Annotated in this window: 24 protein-coding genes; 3 read left to right on the top strand and 21 right to left on the bottom strand. The window is 69.9% G+C overall.

Features of this window, described 5'->3' with window-relative positions; translation table 11 throughout:
* The 9 genes from nuoH to BMW88_RS03370 form a co-directional block, all read right to left on the bottom strand.
* Positions 1 to 1,296 (bottom strand): NADH-quinone oxidoreductase subunit NuoH, encoded by a 1,296-nt coding sequence (gene nuoH, locus BMW88_RS03410; protein WP_089949455.1) that lies wholly within the window; start codon positions 1,294 to 1,296, stop codon positions 1 to 3.
* Positions 1,297 to 1,316: 20 nt separating this feature from the next.
* Complete coding sequence (locus BMW88_RS03405; RefSeq protein ID WP_089948951.1) at positions 1,317 to 3,782, bottom strand: NADH-quinone oxidoreductase subunit G; 2,466 nt, start codon at positions 3,780 to 3,782, stop codon at positions 1,317 to 1,319.
* The gene (gene nuoF, locus BMW88_RS03400) at positions 3,779 to 5,077 is read right to left on the bottom strand and encodes an NADH-quinone oxidoreductase subunit NuoF (protein WP_089948949.1); all 1,299 of its coding nucleotides are present in this window, start codon (positions 5,075 to 5,077) and stop codon (positions 3,779 to 3,781) included. Before nuoF ends, BMW88_RS03405 begins: the two co-directional genes overlap by 4 nt.
* A gap of 7 nt (positions 5,078 to 5,084) precedes the next feature.
* Positions 5,085 to 5,804, bottom strand: coding sequence for an NADH-quinone oxidoreductase subunit NuoE (nuoE, locus tag BMW88_RS03395; protein ID WP_089948947.1), 720 nt, complete (start codon positions 5,802 to 5,804; stop codon positions 5,085 to 5,087).
* Positions 5,801 to 7,198, bottom strand: a complete 1,398-nt coding sequence (locus BMW88_RS03390; protein WP_089948946.1) for an NADH-quinone oxidoreductase subunit D — start codon at positions 7,196 to 7,198, stop codon at positions 5,801 to 5,803. Before BMW88_RS03390 ends, nuoE begins: the two co-directional genes overlap by 4 nt.
* Entirely contained in the window at positions 7,195 to 7,947 is a 753-nt protein-coding gene (locus BMW88_RS03385) for an NADH-quinone oxidoreductase subunit C (RefSeq protein ID WP_089948944.1), read from the bottom strand. Before BMW88_RS03385 ends, BMW88_RS03390 begins: the two co-directional genes overlap by 4 nt.
* A complete protein-coding gene (locus tag BMW88_RS03380; protein WP_089948943.1) occupies positions 7,944 to 8,495 on the bottom strand; it encodes a NuoB/complex I 20 kDa subunit family protein in 552 nt (183 codons plus the stop codon). The genes BMW88_RS03385 and BMW88_RS03380 overlap by 4 nt, the downstream gene beginning before the upstream one ends.
* A 7-nt stretch (positions 8,496 to 8,502) precedes the next feature.
* Positions 8,503 to 8,868, bottom strand: a complete 366-nt coding sequence (locus BMW88_RS03375; protein ID WP_030478224.1) for an NADH-quinone oxidoreductase subunit A — start codon at positions 8,866 to 8,868, stop codon at positions 8,503 to 8,505.
* 266 nt (positions 8,869 to 9,134) lie between these two features.
* Positions 9,135 to 10,400 carry a geranylgeranyl reductase family protein gene (locus BMW88_RS03370; RefSeq protein ID WP_089948941.1) on the bottom strand — a complete coding sequence of 422 codons (1,266 nt, stop codon included), beginning with the start codon at positions 10,398 to 10,400 and terminating at the stop codon, positions 9,135 to 9,137.
* 229 nt (positions 10,401 to 10,629) lie between these two features.
* Between BMW88_RS03370 and BMW88_RS40805 the strand changes: the two genes are divergently transcribed.
* A complete protein-coding gene (locus tag BMW88_RS40805; RefSeq protein ID WP_143115955.1) occupies positions 10,630 to 11,592 on the top strand; it encodes a hypothetical protein in 963 nt (320 codons plus the stop codon).
* A 74-nt stretch (positions 11,593 to 11,666) separates the two neighbouring features.
* Here the strand turns inward: BMW88_RS40805 and BMW88_RS03360 are convergent, their stop codons facing one another.
* From BMW88_RS03360 to BMW88_RS03350, 3 genes are read right to left on the bottom strand one after another with little or no spacing between them, the layout of a single operon-like run.
* Positions 11,667 to 12,395, bottom strand: a complete 729-nt coding sequence (locus BMW88_RS03360; protein ID WP_089948938.1) for a demethylmenaquinone methyltransferase — start codon at positions 12,393 to 12,395, stop codon at positions 11,667 to 11,669.
* A gap of 36 nt (positions 12,396 to 12,431) precedes the next feature.
* Positions 12,432 to 13,529 carry a glycosyltransferase gene (locus BMW88_RS03355; protein ID WP_089948936.1) on the bottom strand — a complete coding sequence of 366 codons (1,098 nt, stop codon included), beginning with the start codon at positions 13,527 to 13,529 and terminating at the stop codon, positions 12,432 to 12,434.
* Positions 13,526 to 14,599 carry a glycosyltransferase family 4 protein gene (locus tag BMW88_RS03350; RefSeq protein WP_089948934.1) on the bottom strand — a complete coding sequence of 358 codons (1,074 nt, stop codon included), beginning with the start codon at positions 14,597 to 14,599 and terminating at the stop codon, positions 13,526 to 13,528. The genes BMW88_RS03355 and BMW88_RS03350 overlap by 4 nt, the downstream gene beginning before the upstream one ends.
* A gap of 145 nt (positions 14,600 to 14,744) precedes the next feature.
* Between BMW88_RS03350 and BMW88_RS03345 the strand changes: the two genes are divergently transcribed.
* Positions 14,745 to 15,578: an inositol monophosphatase family protein gene (locus BMW88_RS03345; RefSeq protein ID WP_089948932.1), complete on the top strand. Its 834-nt coding sequence runs from the start codon at positions 14,745 to 14,747 to the stop codon at positions 15,576 to 15,578.
* Here the strand turns inward: BMW88_RS03345 and BMW88_RS03340 are convergent.
* The 8 genes from BMW88_RS03340 to BMW88_RS03305 all read right to left on the bottom strand — a co-directional run bounded on the left by BMW88_RS03340 (position 15,563) and on the right by BMW88_RS03305 (position 20,994).
* Positions 15,563 to 16,180, bottom strand: a complete 618-nt coding sequence (locus tag BMW88_RS03340) for a hypothetical protein (RefSeq protein WP_089948931.1) — start codon at positions 16,178 to 16,180, stop codon at positions 15,563 to 15,565. The two genes, BMW88_RS03345 and BMW88_RS03340, sit on opposite strands and share 16 nt — an antisense overlap.
* Before the next feature lie 118 nt (positions 16,181 to 16,298).
* Positions 16,299 to 16,865, bottom strand: a complete 567-nt coding sequence (locus BMW88_RS40800) for a hypothetical protein (protein ID WP_143115954.1) — start codon at positions 16,863 to 16,865, stop codon at positions 16,299 to 16,301.
* Between the two features lie 38 nt (positions 16,866 to 16,903).
* On the bottom strand, positions 16,904 to 17,959 hold the full coding sequence (gene paaE, locus BMW88_RS03330) for a 1,2-phenylacetyl-CoA epoxidase subunit PaaE (RefSeq protein WP_089948928.1): 1,056 nt from the start codon (positions 17,957 to 17,959) through the stop codon (positions 16,904 to 16,906).
* A 1-nt stretch (position 17,960) separates the two neighbouring features.
* A complete protein-coding gene (gene paaD, locus BMW88_RS03325) occupies positions 17,961 to 18,452 on the bottom strand; it encodes a 1,2-phenylacetyl-CoA epoxidase subunit PaaD (protein WP_177220925.1) in 492 nt (163 codons plus the stop codon).
* Positions 18,449 to 19,333, bottom strand: coding sequence for a 1,2-phenylacetyl-CoA epoxidase subunit PaaC (gene paaC, locus BMW88_RS03320; RefSeq protein WP_089948926.1), 885 nt, complete (start codon positions 19,331 to 19,333; stop codon positions 18,449 to 18,451). The genes paaD and paaC overlap by 4 nt, the downstream gene beginning before the upstream one ends.
* Positions 19,330 to 19,614 (bottom strand): 1,2-phenylacetyl-CoA epoxidase subunit PaaB, encoded by a 285-nt coding sequence (gene paaB, locus BMW88_RS03315; protein WP_089948924.1) that lies wholly within the window; start codon positions 19,612 to 19,614, stop codon positions 19,330 to 19,332. The genes paaC and paaB overlap by 4 nt, the downstream gene beginning before the upstream one ends.
* Positions 19,611 to 20,552 (bottom strand): 1,2-phenylacetyl-CoA epoxidase subunit PaaA, encoded by a 942-nt coding sequence (gene paaA / locus BMW88_RS03310; protein WP_089948923.1) that lies wholly within the window; start codon positions 20,550 to 20,552, stop codon positions 19,611 to 19,613. Before paaA ends, paaB begins: the two co-directional genes overlap by 4 nt.
* A gap of 10 nt (positions 20,553 to 20,562) precedes the next feature.
* The gene (locus BMW88_RS03305; RefSeq protein WP_218147980.1) at positions 20,563 to 20,994 is read right to left on the bottom strand and encodes a DUF3592 domain-containing protein; all 432 of its coding nucleotides are present in this window, start codon (positions 20,992 to 20,994) and stop codon (positions 20,563 to 20,565) included.
* A 78-nt stretch (positions 20,995 to 21,072) separates the two neighbouring features.
* Here BMW88_RS03305 and BMW88_RS03300 point away from each other — a divergent pair, with 78 nt between their 5' ends.
* Positions 21,073 to 22,305, top strand: a complete 1,233-nt coding sequence (locus BMW88_RS03300) for an isochorismate synthase (RefSeq protein ID WP_089948920.1) — start codon at positions 21,073 to 21,075, stop codon at positions 22,303 to 22,305.
* Here BMW88_RS03300 and BMW88_RS03295 read toward each other — a convergent pair.
* Positions 22,302 to 22,847: a GrpB family protein gene (locus BMW88_RS03295; RefSeq protein WP_089948918.1), complete on the bottom strand. Its 546-nt coding sequence runs from the start codon at positions 22,845 to 22,847 to the stop codon at positions 22,302 to 22,304. The genes BMW88_RS03300 and BMW88_RS03295 overlap by 4 nt on opposite strands.
* Positions 22,848 to 22,849 lie beyond the last annotated feature (2 nt).

Genomic DNA, 22,849 nt, shown 5'->3' with positions numbered 1-22,849 from the left:
CTACTCAGCCTCCTTACCGGTGGTGACGGCTGCCGTCTCCTTGGGGAGATTGGCGACCTTGACCTTGCGCTTGGGCGCCGACTTGGGGACGGCGAGGTCGAGCGGCGGCACCGGGAAGCCGGAACCCGCGAGCGGAACGCCCTTGGTGTCCTGGACCTTCTTGTCCGGCAGCAGGAACGAGACCAGCAGCACGAGGCCGACGATCACGCCGAGTGCGATGAGCCGCTGCGCCGTGGAGAGCTGCTGGATCGCGCCGGTGCGGATGACCGCGACGGCCATGATCCAGACGAGGCTGGTCGGGACCAGCACCTTCCAGCCCAGCTTCATGAACTGGTCGTAGCGCAGGCGGGGAAGCGTGCCGCGCAGCCAGATGAAGAGGAAGAGGAACGCCAGCGTCTTGATGATGAACCAGAGCAGGCCCCACCAGCCGGTGTTCATGAACTCGCCGCTCCACGGGGCGTGGTAGCCGCCGAGGAAGAGCGTCGTGGCGAGCGCCGAGACGGTGACCATGTTGACGTACTCGGCGAGGAAGAACAGCGCGAACTTCAGTGAGCTGTACTCGGTGTGGAAGCCACCGACCAGCTCCGACTCGGCCTCGGGGAGGTCGAACGGCGCGCGGTTGGTCTCGCCGACCATCGACACCACGTAGATCACGAAGCTGGGGAACAGCAGGATGCCGAACCAGCCGGGCAGCACGCCGAGCACGGTGCTCGCCTGGGCGCCGACGATGTCACCGGTCGACATCGAGCCGGTGAACATGATCACCGCGACGATCGACAGGCCCATCGCGATCTCGTAGGAGATCACCTGCGCGGCCGAGCGCAGGGCGCCGAGCAGCGGGTACGGCGAGCCGGAGGCCCAGCCGGACAGCACGATGCCGTAGACGCCGAGCGAGGAGCAGGCCAGCACCACCAGGACGCCGACCGGGAGGTCGACGAGCTGCAACGCGGTGCGTTCACCGAACATGCTGACCTCGCCCGCGAGCGGGATCACCGAGAACGCGAGGAACGCGGGGATGCAGGAGATCACCGGGGCGAGGAAGAACACCCACTTGTCCGCGAGGACCGGGCGGATGTCCTCCTTGAACGCGAGCTTCAGACCGTCCGCGAGCGACTGGAGCCAGCCGTTCGGGCCGACCCGGTTGGGGCCGGGGCGGTGCTGCATCCGCGCGACGACCTTGCGCTCCCAGTTGATCATGAACAGGGTCATGACCACGAGGAACGCGAAGATCCCGACGACCTTGACCAGGATCAGCCAGATCGGGTCGTCCGCGAGGACCTCGGCGGTGTCGCCGATCTCCGCTGCGAAGTACTTCGTCATGACGTCACCCCAAGGCTGGATCCGGCGCTGACGGAGACGATCGAACCGTGGCCCGCGCCGAGAGTGGCGCGGACGGTCACGTCACCGGAGTTGGTGGGCAGCCAGATGACGCCCTCCGGCAGGTCGTCGGTCTCGACCGGGAGCGTCATCGCGCCGCGCTCGGTGGAGACCGTCACGTAGCCGCCGGTCTCCAGGCCGAACTGCGTCGCGGTGACCTCCGCGACCTTCGCGACGACCGGGCGGGCCGTGCCGGCGAGGTGCGGTTCGTCCACCTGCAGCGAGCCGTTGCCGAGCAGGCGGTGCCACGTGGCGAGCACGGCCTTGCCGGGACCGGCCGGGGACTGCAGCGGCGCGGCGACGTTCAGCGAGGACCCGCTCGGGACGCCCTCGCCGAGGCGGGCCAGGTCGGCGGCCGCGGCGGCGGGCGTCTGCGTGAACAGGTCCGCGTCCATCTCCACCGCGAGGGTGTCGAGCACGCGGCAGTCCGACAGCGCGCCGGTGCCTTCGAGGGTCGTGCCGAACTCCCGGCGGCGGCCCTCCCAGTTGAGGTAGCTGCCGGACTTCTCGACCGTCGGGGCGATCGGGAGCACGACGTCGGCGTGCGCGGTGACCGCGCTCGGCCGCAGCTCCAGGCTCACGACGAACCCGGCGCCCGCCAGCGCCTTCTGCGCCAGCACGGGGTCCGGCAGGTCGAACGGGTCGACGCCGCCGACCACCAGGCCGGACAGCTCGCCGTTCGCGGCGGCGGTCAGGATGCCGGTGGTGTCCCGGCCCGGCGTGGCCGGGATCGTGCCCTCCTCGACGCCCCAGGTGCGCTCGACCTCGGTGCGCGCCGACGCGTTCGCGACGTGGCGGCCACCGGGCAGCAGGTTCGGCGTGGCGCCGACCGCGAGCGCGCCGCGCTCACCGGCACGACGCGGGATCCACGCGACCTTGGCACCGGTGCGCTCCGCGAGCCGGGCGACCGCGGTGAACGCGCCGGGGATCTCGGCGGCGCGCTCGCCGACGAGGATCACCGCGCCGGGCTTGCCCAGCAGGTCGACGACATCGCTCGCGTGGTCCGGCAGCGCGTTGATCGCGTTCGCCTCGGCGCCCGGCACGCAGGCGAGCAGCGTGCCGAACGTCTTCTCGACGGCCGGGGTCGTGAACTGGCCGAGGTGGAAGACCTTCGTGGTGCCCCTGCGAGCGGCCTTGCGCAGCCGCAGGAAGACGATCGGCGCCTCCTCCTCGGGCTCGAACGCCACCAGCAGCGCGGCCGGTGCGGACTCGATGCCCCCGAAGGTGACCCCGTTGTCCGGGTTGGTGAACACCGTCGTGCCGGACAGGAACTCCAGCTCCTCGGCCGAGTGCGGCCGGGCGCGGAAGTCGATGTCGTTGGTGCGCAACGCGATCCGGGCGAACTTCGAGTACGCGTAGGCGTCCTCGACGGTCAGCCGGCCACCGGTCAGCACGCCGACGCCGTGGGCGTCCCTGGCTGCCGCCAGACCGGCCGCCGCGACCTGCAGCGCCTCGGTCCAGGAGGACTCGCGCAGCTCACCGGTCGCGGCGTCGCGGACCAGCGGCCGCCTGATGCGGTCGGCGGTCGTCGCGTAGCGGAAGGCGAACCGGCCCTTGTCGCAGATCCACTCCTCGTTGACCTGCGGGTCGTCGCCGGCGAGCTTGCGCTGCACCTTGCCGCGGCGCCAGTCGGTGCGCTCGGCACATCCCGACGAGCAGTGCTCGCAGATGCTCGGCGTCGACACGAGGTCGAACGGACGGGCGCGGAACCGGTAGGCGGCGCTGGTGAGAGCACCGACCGGGCAGATCTGGATGGTGTTGCCGGAGAAGTAGCTCTGGAACGGCTTCTCCTGCGCCACACCGATCTGCTGCTGCGCGCCGCGCTCCAGCAGCTCGATGAACGGGTCGCCGGCGATCTGCGCGGAGAACCGGGTGCAGCGCTGGCAGAGCACGCAGCGTTCGCGGTCGAGCAGCACCTGCGTCGAGATGTTGATCGGCTTCGGGAACGTCCGCTTGTGCTCGTGGAAGCGGGAGTCGCTGCGGCCGTGGGCGATCGCCTGGTTCTGCAGCGGGCACTCACCGCCCTTGTCGCAGACCGGGCAGTCCAGCGGGTGGTTGATGAGCAGCAGCTCCATCACACCCTGCTGGGCCTTGTCCGCGACCGGCGAGGTCAGCTGGGTCTTCACGACCATGCCGTCCGCGACCGTCATCGTGCAGGAGGCCTGCGGCTTCGGCATCGGCCGGCCGCCCATCTCGACCTCGACGAGGCACTGGCGGCAGGCGCCGGCGGGCTCCAGCAGCGGGTGGTCGCAGAAGCGCGGGATGACCGTGCCGAGGCGCTCGGCCGTGCGGATCAGCAGCTCGCCCTTGGGAGCGACCACTTCCACACCGTCGATGACGAGCTTGACGTGCCCCTCCGGCACGACGAGCTCGGTTGCGTTGGGCTTGTCAGGCGCGATGGTCATGCGTTCGCTCCAGCCAGGACGGAGTTGGCCCTGTTCTTGGCAGAGTTCTGGTCGCAGAGAGCCAGGAACTCGTCCTTGAAGTACTTGATGCCACTGGTGATCGGGCTGACGGCACCGTCACCGAGCGCGCAGAAGGAACGGCCGAGGATGTTGTCGCAGACGTCGAGCAACGTGTCGATGTCGCTCGCCGTGCCGTTGCCCGCCACCATCCGCTGCAGGATCTGCACGAGCCAGTACGTGCCCTCGCGGCACGGCGTGCACTTGCCGCACGACTCGTGCTTGTAGAACTCCGTCCACTTCATGACGGCCCACGGCACGGACACGGTCTCGTTGAAGACCTGCACGGCGGTCGTGCCCAGCATCGAGCCGGCCTCGGCGGCGCCCTCGAAGTCCAGCGGCACGTCGAGGTGCTCCGCGGTGAACAGCGGCGTGGACGAACCACCCGGCGTCCAGAACTTCAGCGGGATGCCGTCCTTCATGCCGCCCGCCATCTCCAGCAGCTGCCGGAGCGTGGTGCCCATCGGCGCCTCGTACTGGCCGGGGTTGGTCACGTGGCCGGACAGCGAGTAGATCTTCGGACCGGGCGAGCGGTCGCGACCCATCTCGCGGAACCAGTCGGCGCCACCGTTGACGATGAAGGGGACCGACGCGATCGTCTCGACGTTGTTCACCACGGTGGGCGACGCGTACAGGCCCGAGGTGGCGGGGAACGGCGGCTTGAGCCGCGGCTGGCCACGACGGCCCTCCAGCGAGTCGAGCAGCGCGGTCTCCTCACCGCAGATGTACGCGCCGGCGCCGGCGTGGACCACGACGTCCAGGTCGAACCCGCTGCCCAGGACGTTCTTGCCCAGGTACCCCTTGGCGTACGCCTCGCGCACCGCCGCGTTGAGCCGGCGGATGCAGTGCAGGGCCTCGCCGCGGACGTAGATCGCCGCGAAGTTCGCGCGGATCGCGTACGACGTGATGATCACGCCCTCGATCAGCGAGTGCGGGTCCGCCATCATCAGCGGGATGTCCTTGCAGGTGCCCGGCTCGCCCTCGTCGGCGTTGATGACGAGGTAGTGCGGCTTGCCGTCGCCCTGCGGGATGAAGCCCCACTTCATGCCGGTGGGGAACCCCGCGCCGCCGCGGCCGCGCAGCCCGGAGTCCTTGCACTGCTGGATGAGCTGGTCCGGGTGGGCCTTCAGCGCCTTGGGCAGGGCGGTGTAGCCACCGGTGCGCTCGTAGGTCTCGATGGTCCAGGACCTGGGCTCGGTCCAGCGCTTGGTGAGAACGGGAGTCAGCGGGTCAACCATGGTTCCCCTACTTCTTCTCTGGCAGGGCAGGGAACTCGGCGTTCGCGGGCACCGCGGGGGCGTCCCAGCCGCGTTCCTGCGCGATCTCGGCTCCGCGCAACGTCTCCGGCGCCGCCGACGGGCCGTCGAGGTCGGCGTCGCGCCCCTCGAAGAACCCGGCGAGCTGGAGCTCGGCCTGCTTGAAGTCGGTGAGCGGGGCGCCTCTGGTCGGGGCGGGCCTCTCCCCCGACTGCAACGCCTTCACCAGTCCCAGCGCCTTCTCCGGGGTCTGGTTGTCGTAGAACTCGTAGTTCACCTGGAGGACCGGGCCGAGGTCGCACGCGGCGAGGCACTCGGCGTGCTCCAGGGTGATCGAGCCCGGCGTGCCCGGCTCGCCCGCGGTCTCGTCGTGGCCGACGCCGAGGTGGTTCTTGAGCGTCGAGTAGATCTCGTCGCCGCCCAGCGCCGCGCACAGCGTGTTCGTGCACACGCTGACCAGGTGCTCGCCGCACGGGCGGCGCTTGTACATGGTGTAGAAGGTCGCGACCGCGCTGACCTCCGCCTCGGTCAGGTCGAGCTGGCCGGCGCAGAACCGGATGCCCTCCTGGGAGACGTAGCCCTCGACCGACTGCACGAGGTGCAGCATCGGCAGCAGGGCGCTGCGGGGCTGCGGGTAGCGGGCGATGATCGCCTGCGCGCGGTCCGCGGTGGCCTGGTCGAACGTGGTGCTCTCTGGAGCCTGAGTCATCGGTCGCAACCACCCATCACCGGGTCGATCGAGGCGACGGACGCGATCACGTCGGCGACCATGCCGCCCTCGCACATCGCGGGCATCGACTGGAGGTTCACGAAACTGGGTTCGCGCAGGTGCACGCGCATCGGCCTGGAGCCGCCGTCGGAGACGACGTGGTAGCCCAGCTCGCCGCGCGGCGACTCCACCGGCACGTACACCTGGCCGGGCGGAACCTTGAAGCCCTCGGTCACCAGCTTGAAGTGGTGGATCAGGGACTCCATGGACTGACCCATGATCTTGCGGACGTGCTCGAGCGAGTTGCCCATGCCGTCGCTGCCGATCGTGAGCTGCGCGGGCCACGCGATCTTCGCGTCGGAGACCATCACCGGACCGGTCGGCAGGTTCTTCACGACCTGCTTGATGATCCGCAGCGACTGGTGCATCTCCTCGAGGCGCAGCAGGTACCGCGCGAAGCAGTCCGCCGCGTTCGAGGTCGGCACGTCGAACTCGTAGTTCTCGTAGCCGCTGTACGGCTCGATCTTGCGCAGGTCCCAGGCGAGGCCGGCGGAGCGCAGGATCGGGCCGGTGATGCCGAGCGCGAGGCACGCGTCGACGGGCAGGTAGCCCACGTTCGCGAGGCGGTTGCGCCAGATCGGCTGGCCGGTGAGCAGCTTGTCGTAGTCCGGCAGCCGCTTCTCCATGACCTTGACGAACGCGGTGATCTTCTCGACCGCGTCGTCGGGCAGGTCCTGGGCGAGACCGCCGGGGCGGATGAACGCGTGGTTCATCCGCAGGCCCGTCAGGTGCTCCAGCAGGTGCAGGGCCTCTTCGCGCTCCCGGAAGCCGGAGGTCATGCCGGTGAGGGCGCCGAGCTCCATGCCGCCGGTGGCGAGCGCGACGAGGTGCGAGCTGATGCGGTTGATCTCCATCAGCAGCACGCGGATCGCCTGCGCCTTGTCCGGCACCGTGACGCCGAGCAGCTTCTCGACGGCCATGCAGTACGCGGCCTCGTGGTGCAGCGGCGCCAGGTAGTCCGTGCGCGTCACGAACGTGACGCCCTGCACCCAGTTGCGGTACTCGACGTTCTTCTCGATGCCCGTGTGCAGGTAGCCGATGACGCTGCGGGCGTGGGTGACCGTCTCGCCCTCGAGCTCGAGGACCAGGCGGAGCACGCCGTGCGTCGACGGGTGCTGCGGGCCGAGGTTCATGACGATGCGCTCGTCGTGGACCGCGTCCGCGAGCACCTCGTCCCAGTCGCCGCCGGTCACCGTGTAGACGGTGCCCTCGGTGGTCTTGCGGGAGTCCGCGACCTCCGGGGTGGCCGTGCCGGTGGTGACGTCGTCCGTGCTGTCGCTCCCGGTCGCGCTGGTGTTGGTCCCGGTGGTGACGTCGGAAAGCCGCTCGGTCATGAGTAGGACCGCCTCTGGTCCGGCGGAGGGATCTCCGCGCCCTTGTACTCGACGGGGATGCCGCCCAGCGGGTAGTCCTTGCGCTGGGGGTGGCCGTCCCAGTCGTCCGGCATGAGGATGCGGGTCAGTCCGGGGTGACCGTCGTAGACGATCCCGAACATGTCCCAGGTCTCGCGCTCCTGCCAGTCCGCCGTCGGGTAGACCTCGACGAGGCTCGGCACGTGCGGGTGCTCGACGTCGACCGCGACCTCCAGCCGGATGCGGCGGCGGTACGTCATCGACGTGAGGTGGGTGACCGAGTGCAGGCGCTGCGGCACGCCGACGCCGTAGTCGACGCCGGACACCGAGCTGCACAGCTCGAAGCGCAGCGACGGGGTGTCGCGGCAGATGCGCGCGACCTCCGCCAGCGTCTCCGGCTTGAGGTAGAAGGTGATCTCGCCGCGGTCGACCGACACCTGCTGCACCGTGTCGGCGGGCAGGCCCTTCTCGCTGATCGCGGCGAAGATCTCGTCCGCGACCTCGTCGAACCAGCCGCCGTACGGGCGCTCGGACGGAGCGGCCACGTGGGCGGGCAGGCGCAGGCCACCGAAGCCGGACGTGTCACCGGAGCCGGTGACGCCGAAGAGGCCCTTGCGCTCCTTGCCCGCGAAGACGGGGGCTTTCGCCTTGGCCTCGTCCGGGTTGGTCTTCTCGAGGTCCTCTCCGGCGCGGTTGTTGACGCTGGAGTGCTCTCCCCCTGGCTCGGTCACTTCTTCCTCGCAAAGCGCTCGGAGGACGGGATGAGGTCGGTGCGGTAGCCAGAGTCGGCGAGCGCCTTGGCGCGCACGGCGCCCAGCGGCTCGTCCATGATCTTGGCGTGGATCTTGAGGATCGCGTCCATCAGCATCTCCGGCCGCGGCGGGCAGCCCGGCAGGTACATGTCGACGGGCACGACGTGGTCGACGCCCTGCACCACCGCGTAGTTGTTGAACATGCCGCCACTGCTGGCGCACACGCCCATGGCCAGCACCCAGCGCGGCTCGGGCATCTGGTCGTAGATCTGCCGCAGCACCGGCGCCATCTTGTTGGTGACGCGGCCCGCGACGATCATCAGGTCCGCCTGGCGCGGTGAGGCCCGGAAGACCTCCATGCCGAAGCGGGCGAGGTCGTAGCGCGGACCACCCGTCGTCATCATCTCGATGGCGCAGCAGGCCAGGCCGAAGGTGGCAGGCCAGAGCGAGGACTTGCGGGTCCAGTTGACCAGCTTCTCGACGCTGGCCAGCAGGATGCCGTTCGGGAGCTTCTCCTCGAGACCCATGACTTCCTCAGTTCCAGTCGAGGCCGCCGCGACGCCACACGTAGACGTACGCGAAGCCGACCGTGGCGACGAACAGGACGATCTCCACCAGCCCGAACAGGCCGAGCTTGTCGGCAGCCACGGCGAACGGGTAGAGGAACACCATTTCGATGTCGAACAAGATGAAGAGCATCGCCGTCAGGTAGTAGGCGACGGGCATGCGCCCACCACCCACGACCGGCTGCGGGCTCGGCTCGATGCCGCACTCGTAGGCGTCGAGCTTCGCCTTGTTGTAGCGGCGGGGTCCGATGTAGGGCGCTGCGGTCACCGAGAACAGAGCGAACGCTCCGGCGAGCGCGAACATCAATACGAGGGGGAGGTAAGGGTCAAGCACGCTCCGTCGTCCTTTCCTCGTGGTCGAGGCGCACCCTAAGGGGGTAGATCCGCGACACGTTTGTTAGGCGGTCCTAACAAACGCTTGTGAAACACTTCACAAGCCAGTCCACACTGTTGTGAAGTGATTCACAAGGTCGATCGCCAGTGTAGAACGCCTGTAAATGACCTGGGCCACAGGGTCTGACCTGGGTCTTTAACATGACGGACACAAACGAAACGGCACCGGCTCGTATTGAGCCGGTGCCGTCACCTATTCGGAGTAATTCAGGCCGTCGGCGCGAGCTTCGTGGCGGCCACGATGAGGCGGTCCATTGCGTCGCCGTCCTTGGGGTCGTAGAGGCCCGCCAGCAGCTTGAGCACCAGTTTCATCAGGCGCTTTCGCGGCATTCCGTACTTCGTTGCGGTCCGCATGACCGCCGGGTTGCCGATCAGCTTCGAGAAGACGTTCCCGAGCCGGTAGTAACTGCCGAGCGCCTGTTCGATCCGGACGGGGTAGCCGTGGAGCGCTCGTTCACGGTTGACGCCGGTGCGCGCGAGGGCCTGGACGATGCTCTCGCTCGCGATCTTGGCCGACTCCATGGCGTAGCCGATGCCCTCGCCGTTGAAGGGGTTGACCATGCCGCCGGCGTCGCCGACGAGCACCAGGCCCGCCCGGTAGTGCGGCTTGCGGTTGAGGCCCATGGGCAGCGCGGCGCCACCGATGCGGCTCGTCGCGTTCTCCTCGCGGAAGCCCCACTCCTCCGGCGTGCCGTCGAGCCAGCTGCGCAGCAGCTGCCGGTAGTCCGTGGTGCCGTAGGCCTTCGACGTGCTGAGGATGCCGAGGCCGACGTTCACGCTGCCGTCGCCCATGCCGAAGATCCAGCCGTAGCCGGGCAGCAGCTGGCCGTCCGGCGCCCACAGCTCCAGGTGCGACTCCAGGTAGTCGTCCTTGGTGCGCGGGCTCGCGTAGTACCTGCGGACCGCCACGCCCATGGGCTTGTCGTCGTCCTTCTGCAGGCCGACGGACAGGGCCAGGCGCGCGCTCACGCCGTCGCAGCCGACGACGATCGGGGCCCGGTAGCTGACCGGGTTCTTCTCCGGCCCCTGCTTGGCCTCGACGCCGACGACCCGGCCGTTCTCGATGATGGCCTTGGTGACCGTGGTGTTCTCGTGCATCCGCGCGCCGGCCGCCTTCGCGGCGTTCGCGAGCATCTCGTCGAAGTCCATGCGCGGGCGCACGACGCCGTAGTTGGGGAACGTGGCCAGCTCCGGCCAGTCGAGCTCCATCGTGACGCCGCCGCCGACGACCCGCAGGCCCTTGTTGTGCAGCCAGCCGTTCTCCTCGCGGGTGTCGATGCCGAGGTCGATCAGCTGCTTGACGCCGCGGGGCGTGAGCCCGTCACCGCAGACCTTCTCCCTGGGGAAGGAGCTCTTCTCCAGCAGCAGGACGTCGAGGCCTGCCCTGGCCAGGTAGGTCGCCGCGGTCGAGCCCGCCGGTCCCGCACCCACCACGATGACGTCGGCGTCCTCGTTGATCCCGCGCCTGCTCATCCAGACTCCCTACGTGTACCGGTCACTGCGCACAGCTCTGTTCGCGACTCTAACCGCCCCCACCTGAGGACCCCCGCGCCCCAATCCCCCGCCACCGCCGGGAACGCGGGGCCCCCGCGTTCCCCATGAGGAAACGCGGGGCCCCCGCGTTCCTTCGAAGATCTCAAGTTGTCCACATGTCGATCATGGGGTGGTTGCTGTCCGCCGAGATTTGCCCAGGATTGGACGAATGACCAAACGAACCGCCGCTGACTACGGACTGCTGGCCGACCTGTTCGAAGACGGGGTGGCCGCCCGCCGCGACCTGCTGAAACTCGGGCTGACGGGAAAGGCCATGGCACTCAAATGCCGGCCTGGCGGTGGTTGGACGAGGATGTTCCTCGGTGTCTACCTGCTGACCGGGGGCACGCCCGACCGAAGACAGCTCGTCCGAGGTGCGTTGTTGCGCGCAGGCCCGCTCTCCTACCTGACCGGCTTGGAGGCAGCTCGAAGACATGGCGTGCGACGTCTGCCTGAAGACCTTCGCATCCACGTCCTCGTACCTCACGGCCGAGGTCTCGCCAGCCAGGGCCCTCTCCTTGTCGAACGGTCCAACCGGCCATGGTCGGGCAGCTTGATCGACGGATTTCCCACAGTCGATCTCGCTCGCGCGCTGATCGACGCTGCACGTCGGGAGGCTCGCTTCGACGTGGTCCGGGCGATGATCGCCGACGCTGTCCAACGACAGCTCTGCTCGCCAACGGCGCTGGCGGCGGAACTCAGAAACCTTCACCTCGGCGGCACCGCCCTGCCCAGAGCGGTGCTGGACGAGGTATCCGACGGTGTCCGCTCCGCGGCCGAAGCCTGGGCGCGGTCGCTGGTCGGCCGGTCGTCACTACCTCAGCCTCAACGAAACGTGCTGATCCGCTCCGCACGTGGACGGCAACTCGCGATCGTGGACGGTTGGTGGGACGAGGTCGGGTTGGCATGGCAGATCGACTCGAAGGAGTTCCACTTGTCTCCTACCGACTACGCCCACACGATGACACAGCACTCAGCCCTGCTGGCGCACGGCGTGATGACCGTGCATACCGTTCCATCACGACTCAGAGCAGATCCGAACAGCGTTCTCAACGAGTTGCTGGGCGCTTACCGCACCGCGGCCAGTCGCCCACGCCCTAACGTCACGGCAACGTTGTGGCGGCCCGTTTGACGGGAACGCGGGGGCCCTGCGTTCCCGTCAGGGAAACGTAGGGCCCCCGCGTTCCTCTTCGACGAGAGGTGGGGTTAGGCGGTCGGCTCGGGAGGTCCGGACTCGGCGGCGCCGGTCTTCGGCTTCGTCGCCCGGTGCAGCGCCACCATCCCGCCGGTCAGGTTGAACCACGCGACGTCCTCCCAGCCCGCCTGCGAGATCAGCTCGCCCAGCGCGCGCTGGTCCGGCCACGTCGCCATCGACTCGGCCAGGTAGGAGTAGGCCACCGGGTTCGAGGACACGAACCTCGCGATGAGCGGCAGCAGCTTGAGCAGGTACCTCATGTAGACGAACCGGAACGGCTTCCACACCGGGGTGGAGACCTCGCAGATCACCATGCGGCCGCCCGGCTTGACCACGCGGGCCATCTCCCGCAGGGCCACGACGGTGTCGTTGAAGTTGCGGATGCCGAACGACACCGTGACGGCGTCGAAGGAGTTGTCCTGGAAGGGCAGCCGCAGGGCGTCGGCGGCGACCTTCGGGACCCGGCGGTGCGCGCCGGAGGCGAGCATGCCCACGGAGAAGTCCGCGGCGACGCACCAGGCACCGGACTCGGCGTACTCCACGGTGGACACCGCGGTGCCCGCGGCGAGGTCGAGGACCTTCTCGCCGGGGCGGGCGTCGAGCACGCGCCTGCTCCACTCCCGCCAGCGGCGGTCGAAGCCCAGCGTCATGACCGAGTTCGTGCGGTCGTAGCCCTTGGCCACGCCGTCGAACATCTCGGCGACCTCGCGGGGGTTCTTGTCCAAGCCGGCTCGCGACATGGCTCCCAGAGTAGGTCAGGGCCGCCGGGATCGTCTTCAGGGCACCTTCAGAGCGCTCAGCATCCCGTCCACCGCCGCGTGCCAGGGGTATTCCTCCGCGCGGGCCCGCGCGGCCTCGCGGGAGCCCGACTTCAGCAGGTGCCGGGCGGCCGAGGCGAACGCGGCCGCGTGGTCGTCGACGGCCGCGCCGCACGACGGCTGGACGATCTCCTTCAGCGCGCTGCTCCGGCTGACGACGACCGGCGTGCCGCTGGCCAAGGCCTCCAGGGCGGCCAGCCCGAACGTCTCGTGCGGACCGGGCGCCAGCGACAGGTCCGCTGAGGCCAGCAGCGACGCGACGTCCAGGCGCGACTTGACGAAGCCGAGGAACGTCACCGGCAGGCCCGCCGCGCGCTTCTCCAGCGCCGCGCGGCGCGGCCCGTCGCCCGCGATCACCAGCCGCGCGGAGTGGCCCTGCTCGTGCAGCTCGGCCAGCGTGTCGACGGAGCGCTCCACGTGCTTCTCCGGCGAGAGCCGTCCACAGTGGACCAGCAGGCTCTCCTCGCCCCGCAACAGGTCCCGCCGCAGGTCGGCGGAGTGGCGGCGCGGGGTGAACGTCGTGAGGTCGACGCCGAGCGGCACCTGCGTGACGTTGCGGGCGCCGATGCGGTCGAACTCCTCGCGGGCGAACCCCGTGGTGCACACCACCGTGTCGTAGGAGGCGGCCATGCGGCGGTTGGCCCAGTCCGCGCCGCGCACGGCGGGGCCTTCCGGCAGCACGAACCGCAGCAGCCGGTCGAGGCGCTCGTGGGAGATCACGACGTTCGGGATGCCCCGCTCGCTCGCCCACGCGCCCATGCCGCGCAGCGTCAGCCGGTCGGAGACCTCCAGCCGGTCCGGACTCAGGTGCTCCATCAGCGCCTGCACCCGCCACGGGTCCACGACCCGGTAGCCGCCGGTGTACGGGATCTTCACCGCGGGCAGGGTGATGCGCCGGACGCCGCCCGGCAGGACCTCGTCGGCGCGGCGGTCGCCCGGTACGACGAGCACGACCTCGTGACCGGCCTGCGCGTAGCCGGTGCCGAGGTGGTGCAGCGCCGTGCGGAGCCCGCCCGACTTCGGTCCGTAGAAGTTGGCTAGCTGAACGATCCTCAAGCGGCCGCCTGGTGGGTGAGTCCGATCACCGCGGCGTAATGACCCATCAGCTCGTCGCAGACCGCGGGCCAGGTGCGGGAGAGCACCGACTTGCGGGCCGCGAGGCCGAAGCGCCTGCGCCGCAGCGGGTCGCGCAGCAGGTCGACGTACTGCGCGATGTCGTCCTCGAAGAGGTACCCGGTCCTGCCGTGCTGAACCAGGTCGCGCGGGCCACCGGCGTCCGGCGCGAGCACCGGCAGGCCGGACGCGAGCGCCTCCTGCACGGCCTGGCAGAACGTCTCGTGCGGTCCGGTGTGGATGAAGACGTCGAGCGAGGCGTAGGCCTCGGCGAGCTCCTGGCCGGTGCGGAAGCCGAGGAACTCGGCGTCGGGCAGGTCCTTCTCGAGCTGCTCGCGGTCGGGGCCGTCGCCGACGACCCGCAGCTTGACGCCCGGCAGGTCGCGCAGCTCACGCAGGCGGTGCACCTGCTTCTCCGGCGCCAGGCGGCCGACGTAGCCCACGGTCAGCTCGTCGTTGTGCCTCGGGCGCGGGTGGAAGAGGTCGATGTCGACGCCGCGGCCCCACCGGTGCACGCGCGGCACGCCGTGCCGCTCCAGCGCCTCGACGGCCGAGCTCGACGGCGCCAGCGTGCGGTCGGCCAGCGCGTGCAGGCGCTTCGTCCACCGCCAGGCCGCCCGTTTGGTCAGCCCGAGCCCGTAGTTGCCGGCGAACCCCGCGACGTCGGTCTGGTAGACCGCGACGGTCGGCACGTCGAGCTTGCGCGCGGCTCTGAGCCCGTACGCACCCAGCACGAACGGCGACGCGAGGTGCACGACGTCGGGCCGGAAGTCGGCGAGCGCGTGGTGCACTCTCGGACTCGGCACGCCGATCGGCAGGCTGGTCACCAGGGGCACGTCGACGGCGGAGACCCGGACGACGGGCGTGCCGTGGTGTTCTTCCGCGCCGGCACCCGGCGCGACCACCAGAGCCTGGTGGCCGCCGCGCCGCAGGTGCTCCAGCACGCGGAGGACGGAGTTGGTCACCCCGTTCACCTGGGGCAGGAAGCTCTCGGTCACGATCGCTACGCGCACGGATCACACCCTGTAGTGCGCGTGTGAAGTCCGCATGACACGAAATTTGACGCGGTCGGAACACCTCACGTCGTGGCCAGGTGATCGTCGTTTCGTCATCTCCGCTTGGGTTGCCGGTCATGAGACGCGGTGAGACTAGGCCAGCATGACCGTCTTGTCGTCCCGTCCCGCGCACCCGGTCGACCCCGGGCTGGTGTCCATCGCGCTGGAGGTGGCTGGCCGCCTGGCGAACGACGCCTCGGACGTCATCATGGCCACCGCCGGCCGCGGCGTGCGTCCGGACTCCGGTGAGTCGCCGTTCGACTGGGTCACCGACACGGACCGCACCCTCGAACGCCACACCCGCCGCGTGCTCACGGCCGAGTTCCCCTCGATCCCCGTGTTCTGCGAGAACACCGACGTGGACGTCCCCGGCGACTCCGAGTTCCGCTGGGTGGTCGACCCGGTCGACGGCACCGCGAACTACACCGCCGGCATGCCGTGGTGCGCCTACAGCCTCGCCCTGGTGGACCGCTGGGGCCCGGTCGTCGGCGTCGTGGCCGACCCGTACCGCTCGCAGATCTACGCCGCGGCGCGCGGCAGGGGCATGCGCGCGAACGGCACCCCGGTCCGCCTGACCGAACGCCAGGGCGACTCGCTCGTCGTGTGCACGGAGATGACCAGGACCGGTCCGTGGCCCGGGATGGGCGAGTTCATCTCGACGGCCGCGATAGCGGGCACCGGGGTGCGCGTCCTGGGCTCGAAGTGCCTGGCCGTGGCGCAGGTGGCGCTGGGTCATGTAGCCGCCGCGGTGCTGCACGGCTACCACGAGTGGGATGTGGCCGGTGCCGTGTCACTGGCCGTGGAGTCCGGTGCGGTCGTGCTGGACAGACGCGGCGAAGGCGCCCAACTGCCCGTGGACGGTCTGCTGGTGGCCGCACCGGAGGCCGCCGACGAGGTGCTGGGCTGGTGGCAGTCCGCGCTTCAGGCCGACAGCTGAGGGAGCTGCTTCTCGAGCACCTCGAGGTGCGTGCGCGCCTCGTCCAGGTCGGGGTGGTCGAACATCTGGAGCGCGACCCGGCCCACCTCGTTCTCGAACTGGTGGAAGTCGTGCGCCGCCTTGAGCAGCCGCCGGTAGACCGGGTGCTGCCGGTCGACCGCGCCGAGCGCCCTGCCGAGCTGCGCGATGCCGCGCACGTCGTCGAGCTCCTTCGTGAGCTGCTCGCTGATCCGCTGCAGCCACTCCTTGGCGGGTGACTTCGGCACGGTCTGCACCGCGTTCGCCACCCTCCTCGTCGACTCGGCACATCGTTCGACCAGCTCGGACCACATGTCGTAGGGCCGCTGGGGCACCGGCGGGTACGCGGGCACCGGATGCCTGGGGCGGTGGACCGAGCGGCGGACGACGCCGACGCCGGTGCCGATCACCGCGCCGGGCACGCCACCGACGGTCACGGCGAGGATGAGGATCGCGGCGACCGAGACGAGGAGCGAGGACGGCTTCTGGCTCGGGACGGCCAGGTCGACGGCGGTCGCGAGGGCGCCCATGACCAGGGTGCCGAGTGCGGCACCCCAGAGCGCTGAGCGGACGACGACCCCCATGACACCTGATCGTGCCACGTTTTCCGGGCGTTCGTCGGCCCATCGGGGGATCACGGTGCGCATCAAGTCTGCTATAGTTTTTTTGCCGGTTCCAGTAGGAGCCGGAAGTGGACCCGGTTCACCGTCCGGACGGTCGGTTGCCGGGTTTCGCGCTTTCCTGGTGGTTGTCGAGGCGCACCACCGCGTCGAGCATCGGCTGCACTCGGTGGCGCCAATCGCCTCCTGCGCCGAAACACCACGCCAGCGCGTCACTCGCCCAGAGAACCGGATCCTCTGCCGGCCGCAGGTGCTCATAGGTGAACGGCTCATCCACTTTCTCCAGCACAGCAGCGAGCGTCTGCCGGTCACGCACGTCCTGGTGCGCACAGCTCTCGATCGCCAAGCGGGTCACTCCGAGCTCCTGCAGCCAAGCCGCCGCAGCGGACAGGCACAACTGGCGAGCACGAACGTCATCCGAGTCACGAACCACCCACACGCCTGCCCGCAGACCCATCCCGCGCAGCCGTGCGACGAGCTCACGCCTGCGCGAGTCACCTTCCTTTTTGAAGTGCACGCGGCGCTGACCAGGCCTCACCAGTCGGCGCAGTGCGGAGCGAACCGCATCAAGCTCTCGCGGTCGAACGACGACCGCGACGACGAGGTAGGTGGTTCCGCGTCGCGACTCATCCAGAAATCCGTGCCACATGGACCGTATGGTCTCAAAGGAGTAACGGACTACTCCGGTCAGGCGTCAAAGTCGACCGTCACGCGCTCGCTCGTCGGCAGCGCCTGGCACGTCAGCACGAACCCGGCCGCCACCTCGGACTCGTCGAGCGCGTAGTTGCGCCGCATCTCGACGCTGCCCTCGGTCACCAGTGCCCGGCACGTCCCGCACACCCCGCCCTTGCAGGCGAAGGGCAGGTCGGCGCGCACCCGCTGGGCCGCGTCCAGGACGGGTTCGCCGGTGGGCAGCGGCAGCGTGGTCGACTTGCCGTCCAGCACGACCGTCACCGTCGCGGCCGAGTCGACCACGGCCTCGGCGCGGCGGGGCGGGGGGGGCGGCTCGTCGACGTAGAAGAGCTCGTGGTGGACGCGGTCGGTGGGGACGCCGCGGTCGCGCAGCACGGCGGTGGCGTCCTGGACCATCTCGTACGGGCCGCAGAGCCACCACTCGTCGATGGCGTCGAACGGCACGACGGTGCCGAACAGGGCCGTCAGCTTCGCAGCGGTCAGGCGGCCGGTGAACAGCTCCACGTCCCGGGGTTCTCGGGACAGGACGTGGATGAGCTGGAAGGTGGCCGGGTAGCGGTCCTTCAGGTCGGCCAGCTCGTCGGCGAACATCACCGTGTTGGTGCTGCGGTTGCCGTACAGCAGCGTCACGCGGGCGCCGGTGGCGAGCACGGTCGCGGCGATCGACAGCGCCGGGGTGATGCCGGAGCCGGCCACCACGAAGCCGTGGTGGGTGCCCACGCCGGTCGGGCTGAACTTGCCCAGGGGCGGCAGGACCTCGAGCACGTCACCGGGGGCGACGCGGTCGACCAGCCACGTGGAGAACTGGCCGCCGTCGACACGGCGCACGCCGATGCGCGGCGCGGCGCCCGCCGGGGCGCAGATCGAGTACGAGCGGCGTTCGTCGCCCTGGCGCACGGTCAGGTACTGGCCCGCCGAGAAGGCGAACTCGTCCGCCAGGTCCGCGGGCACGTCGAACGTGACGGCCACGGCGTCGTCGCAGAGGCGGTCGACGCGGGCGACCGTCAGCTTGTGGAAGGCGGCACCCCGCTTCCCCGGTGCAGGCGGCAACTCAGATCTCCTTGACGTGCTCGAAGGGCTCGGCGCAGGCGTGGCAGCGGCGCAGGGCCTTGCACGCGGTCGAGCCGAACCGGGAAATCTCCGAGGTGTTGAGCGAGCCGCACTGCGGGCAGGCGACCTGACGTGACGGTGGCACCAGGTTGAGCGGCACCGGGCCGGCGGCCGAGGGGCCGATCCGCGACGGCGGCGCGATGCCGGCGGCGGCCAGCTTCGCGCGGCCCTCCGCGCTGATCCAGTCCGTCGTCCAGGCCGGCGAGAGCGACAGGCGCACCTCGACCTCCGCGAAACCCGCCGACCGCAACGAACGGCGCAGGTCGGCGCCCATCTCGTCGATCGCGGGGCACCCGGAGTAGGTCGGGGTGATGGTGACGACGACGCGACCGTCCTCTTCGGACACTTCGCGCAGCACGCCGAGGTCCGCCAGCGTGAGGACCGGCAGCTCCGGGTCCCGCACGGCCGACGCGATCTCGAACGCCTTCGTCACCAGACCGCCCCCGGCAGCGAGCGGTGCAGGTGCTGCATCTCGGCGAGCAGGTAGCCCATGGCCTCGGTGTGCACGCCGTCGCGGCCCGCCATGCCCGCCACCCGCGCGGCCTTCGTGTCGGCGGGACGCGTGAGGCCCGCGGCGGACAGCACCGCGGTCAGCACACCGTCCACTTCGGACCGCAGCGACGCGGGGTCGACGGCGACGCCGGTCAGGGCGGCTTCGACCGGGTGCGTCGCGAACAGCTCGTCCACGAACGGCCACACCCGCTCGAGACCCGCCTGCATGCGGCGGTGCGACTCGTCGGTGCCGTCGCCGAGGCGGACGGTCCACTGGGCGGCGTGGTCGCGGTGGTATGCCAGTTCCTTCAGGCCCTTCTCGGCGACGGCAGCGAGCACCGGGTCGGCCGAGCCGCGCAGGCGCGAGAAGAGAGCGAGACGCCACGACGAGAACACGAGCAGCCGCGCGATGGTCGTGCCGAAGTCGCCACCGGGGCCGGGTCCGCAGTCGATCTCGGCGAGGTGCACGTTGCGGAACTCGCGTTCGTCGCGCAGGTACGCCAGCGCGTCCTCGTCCTTGCCCAACACCTCCCCGGCGCGTGTGAGCAGCATGCGGGCCTGGCCGAGCAGGTCGAGGGCGATGTTCGCGAGCGCGATGTCCTCCTCCAGCTCGGGGGCGCGCGAGCACCACTCCGAGAGCCGCTGGGAGAAGATCAGCGCGTCGTCACCGAGCATCAGGCAGTACGCGGCGAGGGCGTCGCGGTCCACCCCGGCCGGGAACTCGCGGTTGACGCCGGACAGGGGCTCGGAGAAGCCCGTCCCGAACGCCCAGTGCGCGTCCTCGTGACCGAGGAGCGACTCGTACGCGTTGTCGAAGCTCATAGGTGCGGCACGTCCTCGGGGATCGCGTAGAACGTCGGGTGCCGGTAGACCTTGTCACCGGACGGCGCGAAGAACGGGTCCTTCTCGTCCGGCGAGGAGGCGGTGATCGAGGCCGCGGGCACGACCCAGATCGAGACCCCCTCGTTGCGGCGCGTGTAGACGTCGCGGGCGTTGCGCAGCGCCATCTCGGCGTCCGGCGCGTGCAGCGAACCGACGTGCACGTGGTTCAGGCCGCGCTTGCCCCGCACGAACACTTCCCACAGCGGCCAAGACGTGCTCACGCGGCACCTTCCTTCGACACGGCCTGCTTCGCGGCGTGCGCGGCGGCGGCCTCGCGGACCCACGCGCCGTCCTCGTGCGCCTTGCGGCGGTGGGCGATCCGCTGCTGGTTGCAGACGCCGCCACCCTTGACGACCTGCCAGAACTCGTCCCAGTCCGGCGAGCCGAAGTCGTACTGCCCGCGCTCGGGGTTCCACTTCAGGTCGGGGTCGGGGAACGTCACGCCGAGCGCCTCGGCCTGCGGCACGCTCATGTTCACGAACTTCTGCCGCAGCTCGTCGTTGGTGTCGCGCTTGATCCGCCACGCCATCGACTGCTCGGTGTTCGTGGACTCCGCGTCCGGCGGGCCGAACATCATCAGCGCCGGCCACCACCACCGGTTCACCGAGTCCTGCACCATGTCGCGTTGCTGCTGGGTGCCGCGCATCATCGTCATCAGCAGCTCGTAGCCCTGGCGCTGGTGGAACGACTCTTCCTTGCAGATGCGGATCATGGCGCGCGCGTACGGCCCGTAGGACGTGCGGCACAACGGCACCTGGTTGCAGATGGCGGCGCCGTCGACCAGCCAGCCGATGACGCCGACGTCGGCGAACGTCAGCGTCGGGTAGTTGAAGATCGAGGAGTACTTCTGGCGGCCCTCGATGAGCTTGGTCGTCAGGTCCTCGCGGTCGGCGCCGAGCGTCTCGGTCGCCGAGTACAGGTACAGGCCGTGGCCCGCCTCGTCCTGCACCTTCGCCAGCAGGATCGCCTTGCGGCGCAGCGAGGGCGCGCGGCTGATCCAGTTGCCCTCCGGCTGCATGCCGATGATCTCGGAGTGGGCGTGCTGGGCGATCTGCCTGATCAGGGTCTTGCGGTAGCCGTCGGGCATCCAGTCGCGCGGCTCGATGCGCGCTTCGGCCTGCACGGTGCGCTCGAAGCGCAGCTCCAGGTCATCCGCCATGCCCTCGATGTTACACCTGAGTGCCGAATCTGCGTAGAACTGTCACAACGGCGATGATGACGAGCCAGACGGACACGAGGAAGGTCCCGACGGGCAACAGCGACAGCGAGGCGCCGCGGCCCGCCACCCGGACCAGTTCCGGGTTCGTCCGGTCGTACTCGACCCGCACGTTGTCCCCCGGCCGCAGCCCCGCCGGGTACAGCACGCCCTGCGACGGGATGATCACGCGACCGTCCGGTGTGGCATAGCGCACAACCGTCCTGTTGAAGGAGACGGAGTCGACCTGCGCGACCGCCTGCCCCAGGTGCTCCTCGATCGCCATGTCGTCGCGCCAGCACGCGATGGGCAGCAGCACGCAGACGAGCGTGACCACCCCACCGACGACGAGCAATGCTCGGCGGACCACTCGGCGGACACGTACGCCGAGCGCCGGTTTGGTCACTGCGTCCTCCACCACAACTGAGAAGTCTAGAGCCGGGCGGGTGCCGCACTTTCAGGTTGAGGTCCATACAGTCGAGACGTGACCTCAGCACCCACATCGCGAGCACGGCAGCGAATCCGCGTCCGGTCGACCCGGCACACGGCCGGTGACCTGCTCGGACTGCTGCCGGACCCGGAGCACGCGCTCGCCTGGGTCCGCGACGGGTCCGGTCTGGTCGGCTGGGGCGAGGCCGCGCGGTTCGAGGTGAGCGGCCCCGACCGGTTCGCGCAGGCCGACAGGTGGTGGCAGGAGTTCTGCGCACAGCTCGACGTCGACGACGAGCTGGGCGTGCCGGGCAGCGGCCCCGTGGCATTCGTCTCGATGGCCTTCGCCGACGACCCGGGCGACTCGGTGCTGATCGTCCCCGAGGTCGTCGTCGGCCGCCGCAACGGCGAGCAGTGGGTCACCACGATCGGCGCCTCCGACCCGAACCCCTTCGTCGCGCCCCTGACGCGCCCGTCGACCGTCCGCTACGCGAACGGTCAGCTGCCGGTCACGCAGTACCGCGAAGCCGTGCGCGAGGCCGTGCTGCGGATGCGCGGCGGCGAGCTCGACAAGGTGGTGCTGGCGCACGACCTCGTGGCCGTGACGGACCGGCGGCTGGACCAGCGTTTCGTGCTGCAGGGCCTGGCCCGGCGCTATCCGGAGTGCTGGGCGTACGCCGTTGACGGCCTCGTGGGTGCGACACCCGAGCTGCTGCTGCGACGCACCGGTTCGGTCGTGGACTCACGAGTGCTGGCCGGCACGACTTGGCCGCACGACGGCGTTTCGGACGAGGCCCTCGCGTCGGCGTTGATGTCGTCGGAGAAGAACCTCGAAGAACACGACTACGCGATCACCTCTCTCGCGGAGACGTTGCGCCCTTTCTGCACAACGATGTCGGTGGAGGGACCTTCGGTCCTGCGGCTGCCGAACGTGTCACACCTGTCCAGCGACGTGATCGGCACGCTTGAGTCGCCGGTGTCGTTGCTGCACCTCGGCTCGGCTGTGCATCCGACGGCCGCGGTCGGCGGGACGCCCCGGCTGGACGCGACCCGGTTGATCTCGCAACTGGAGGGGATGGACCGCGGGCGGTACGCCGGGCCGGTCGGGTGGATCGACGGCAACGGTGACGGAGAACTGGGGATCGCGTTGCGGTGCGCGCAGATCTCCGGGTCGAACGCCCGGTTGTTCGCCGGGTGCGGGCTGGTCGCGGACTCGGATCCGGACATCGAGGTGCAGGAGGCGCACGCGAAGATGCGGCCGATGCGCGAGGCCCTGGAAGGGCTTTAGTCCGGCGCTTCGGAGTTCAGCGCTTTGACGATGAACGCCGCTTTGCCTTCCGTGTACGCCTCACGGTTGTGGCCGCTTTCCTGAGCGAGTCTGCGTTTCAGTTCCTCGTAGGCCTTTGCCAGATCGGCGTTTCCTCTGAGGGCGTCGCGGAACCGGAGCTGGTCGGTCCACCGCGAGTGGCCGGCCGGGATCAGGTGCAGGTGCGCCCGGCGCCGTTGTCCTGTGGCGTCCGGCTTGACGTAGAAGCGGCGCCACGGCCGGTTGTCCAGATCGGGCGGCACGTACGCCCAGCCGTTGGCGGTGAGGGTCGCCTGCTCGACGACGGTGTCCAGGTCGGTCACCGACGCCATGAGATCGATGATCGGCTTGGCGGCCAGGCCGGGGACGGCCGTGGAGCCGACGTGCTCGATCCCGTCGACCAGCCACGGTGCGAGGAGCTTCGCGAGGTGGTCGCGCTCCGCCTCTGCCCGGGCCGCCCATCGGGGGTCGTGCGGGCGGACTTCCGCTCGTTCGTAGGCCCAGGCCGGGGGTTGCTCGATCAACT

It is taken from the genome of Lentzea xinjiangensis, assembly GCF_900110955.1.
Taxonomy (GTDB): domain Bacteria; phylum Actinomycetota; class Actinomycetes; order Mycobacteriales; family Pseudonocardiaceae; genus Lentzea; species Lentzea xinjiangensis.
This window is presented reverse-complemented; position numbering and strand designations above follow the sequence as displayed.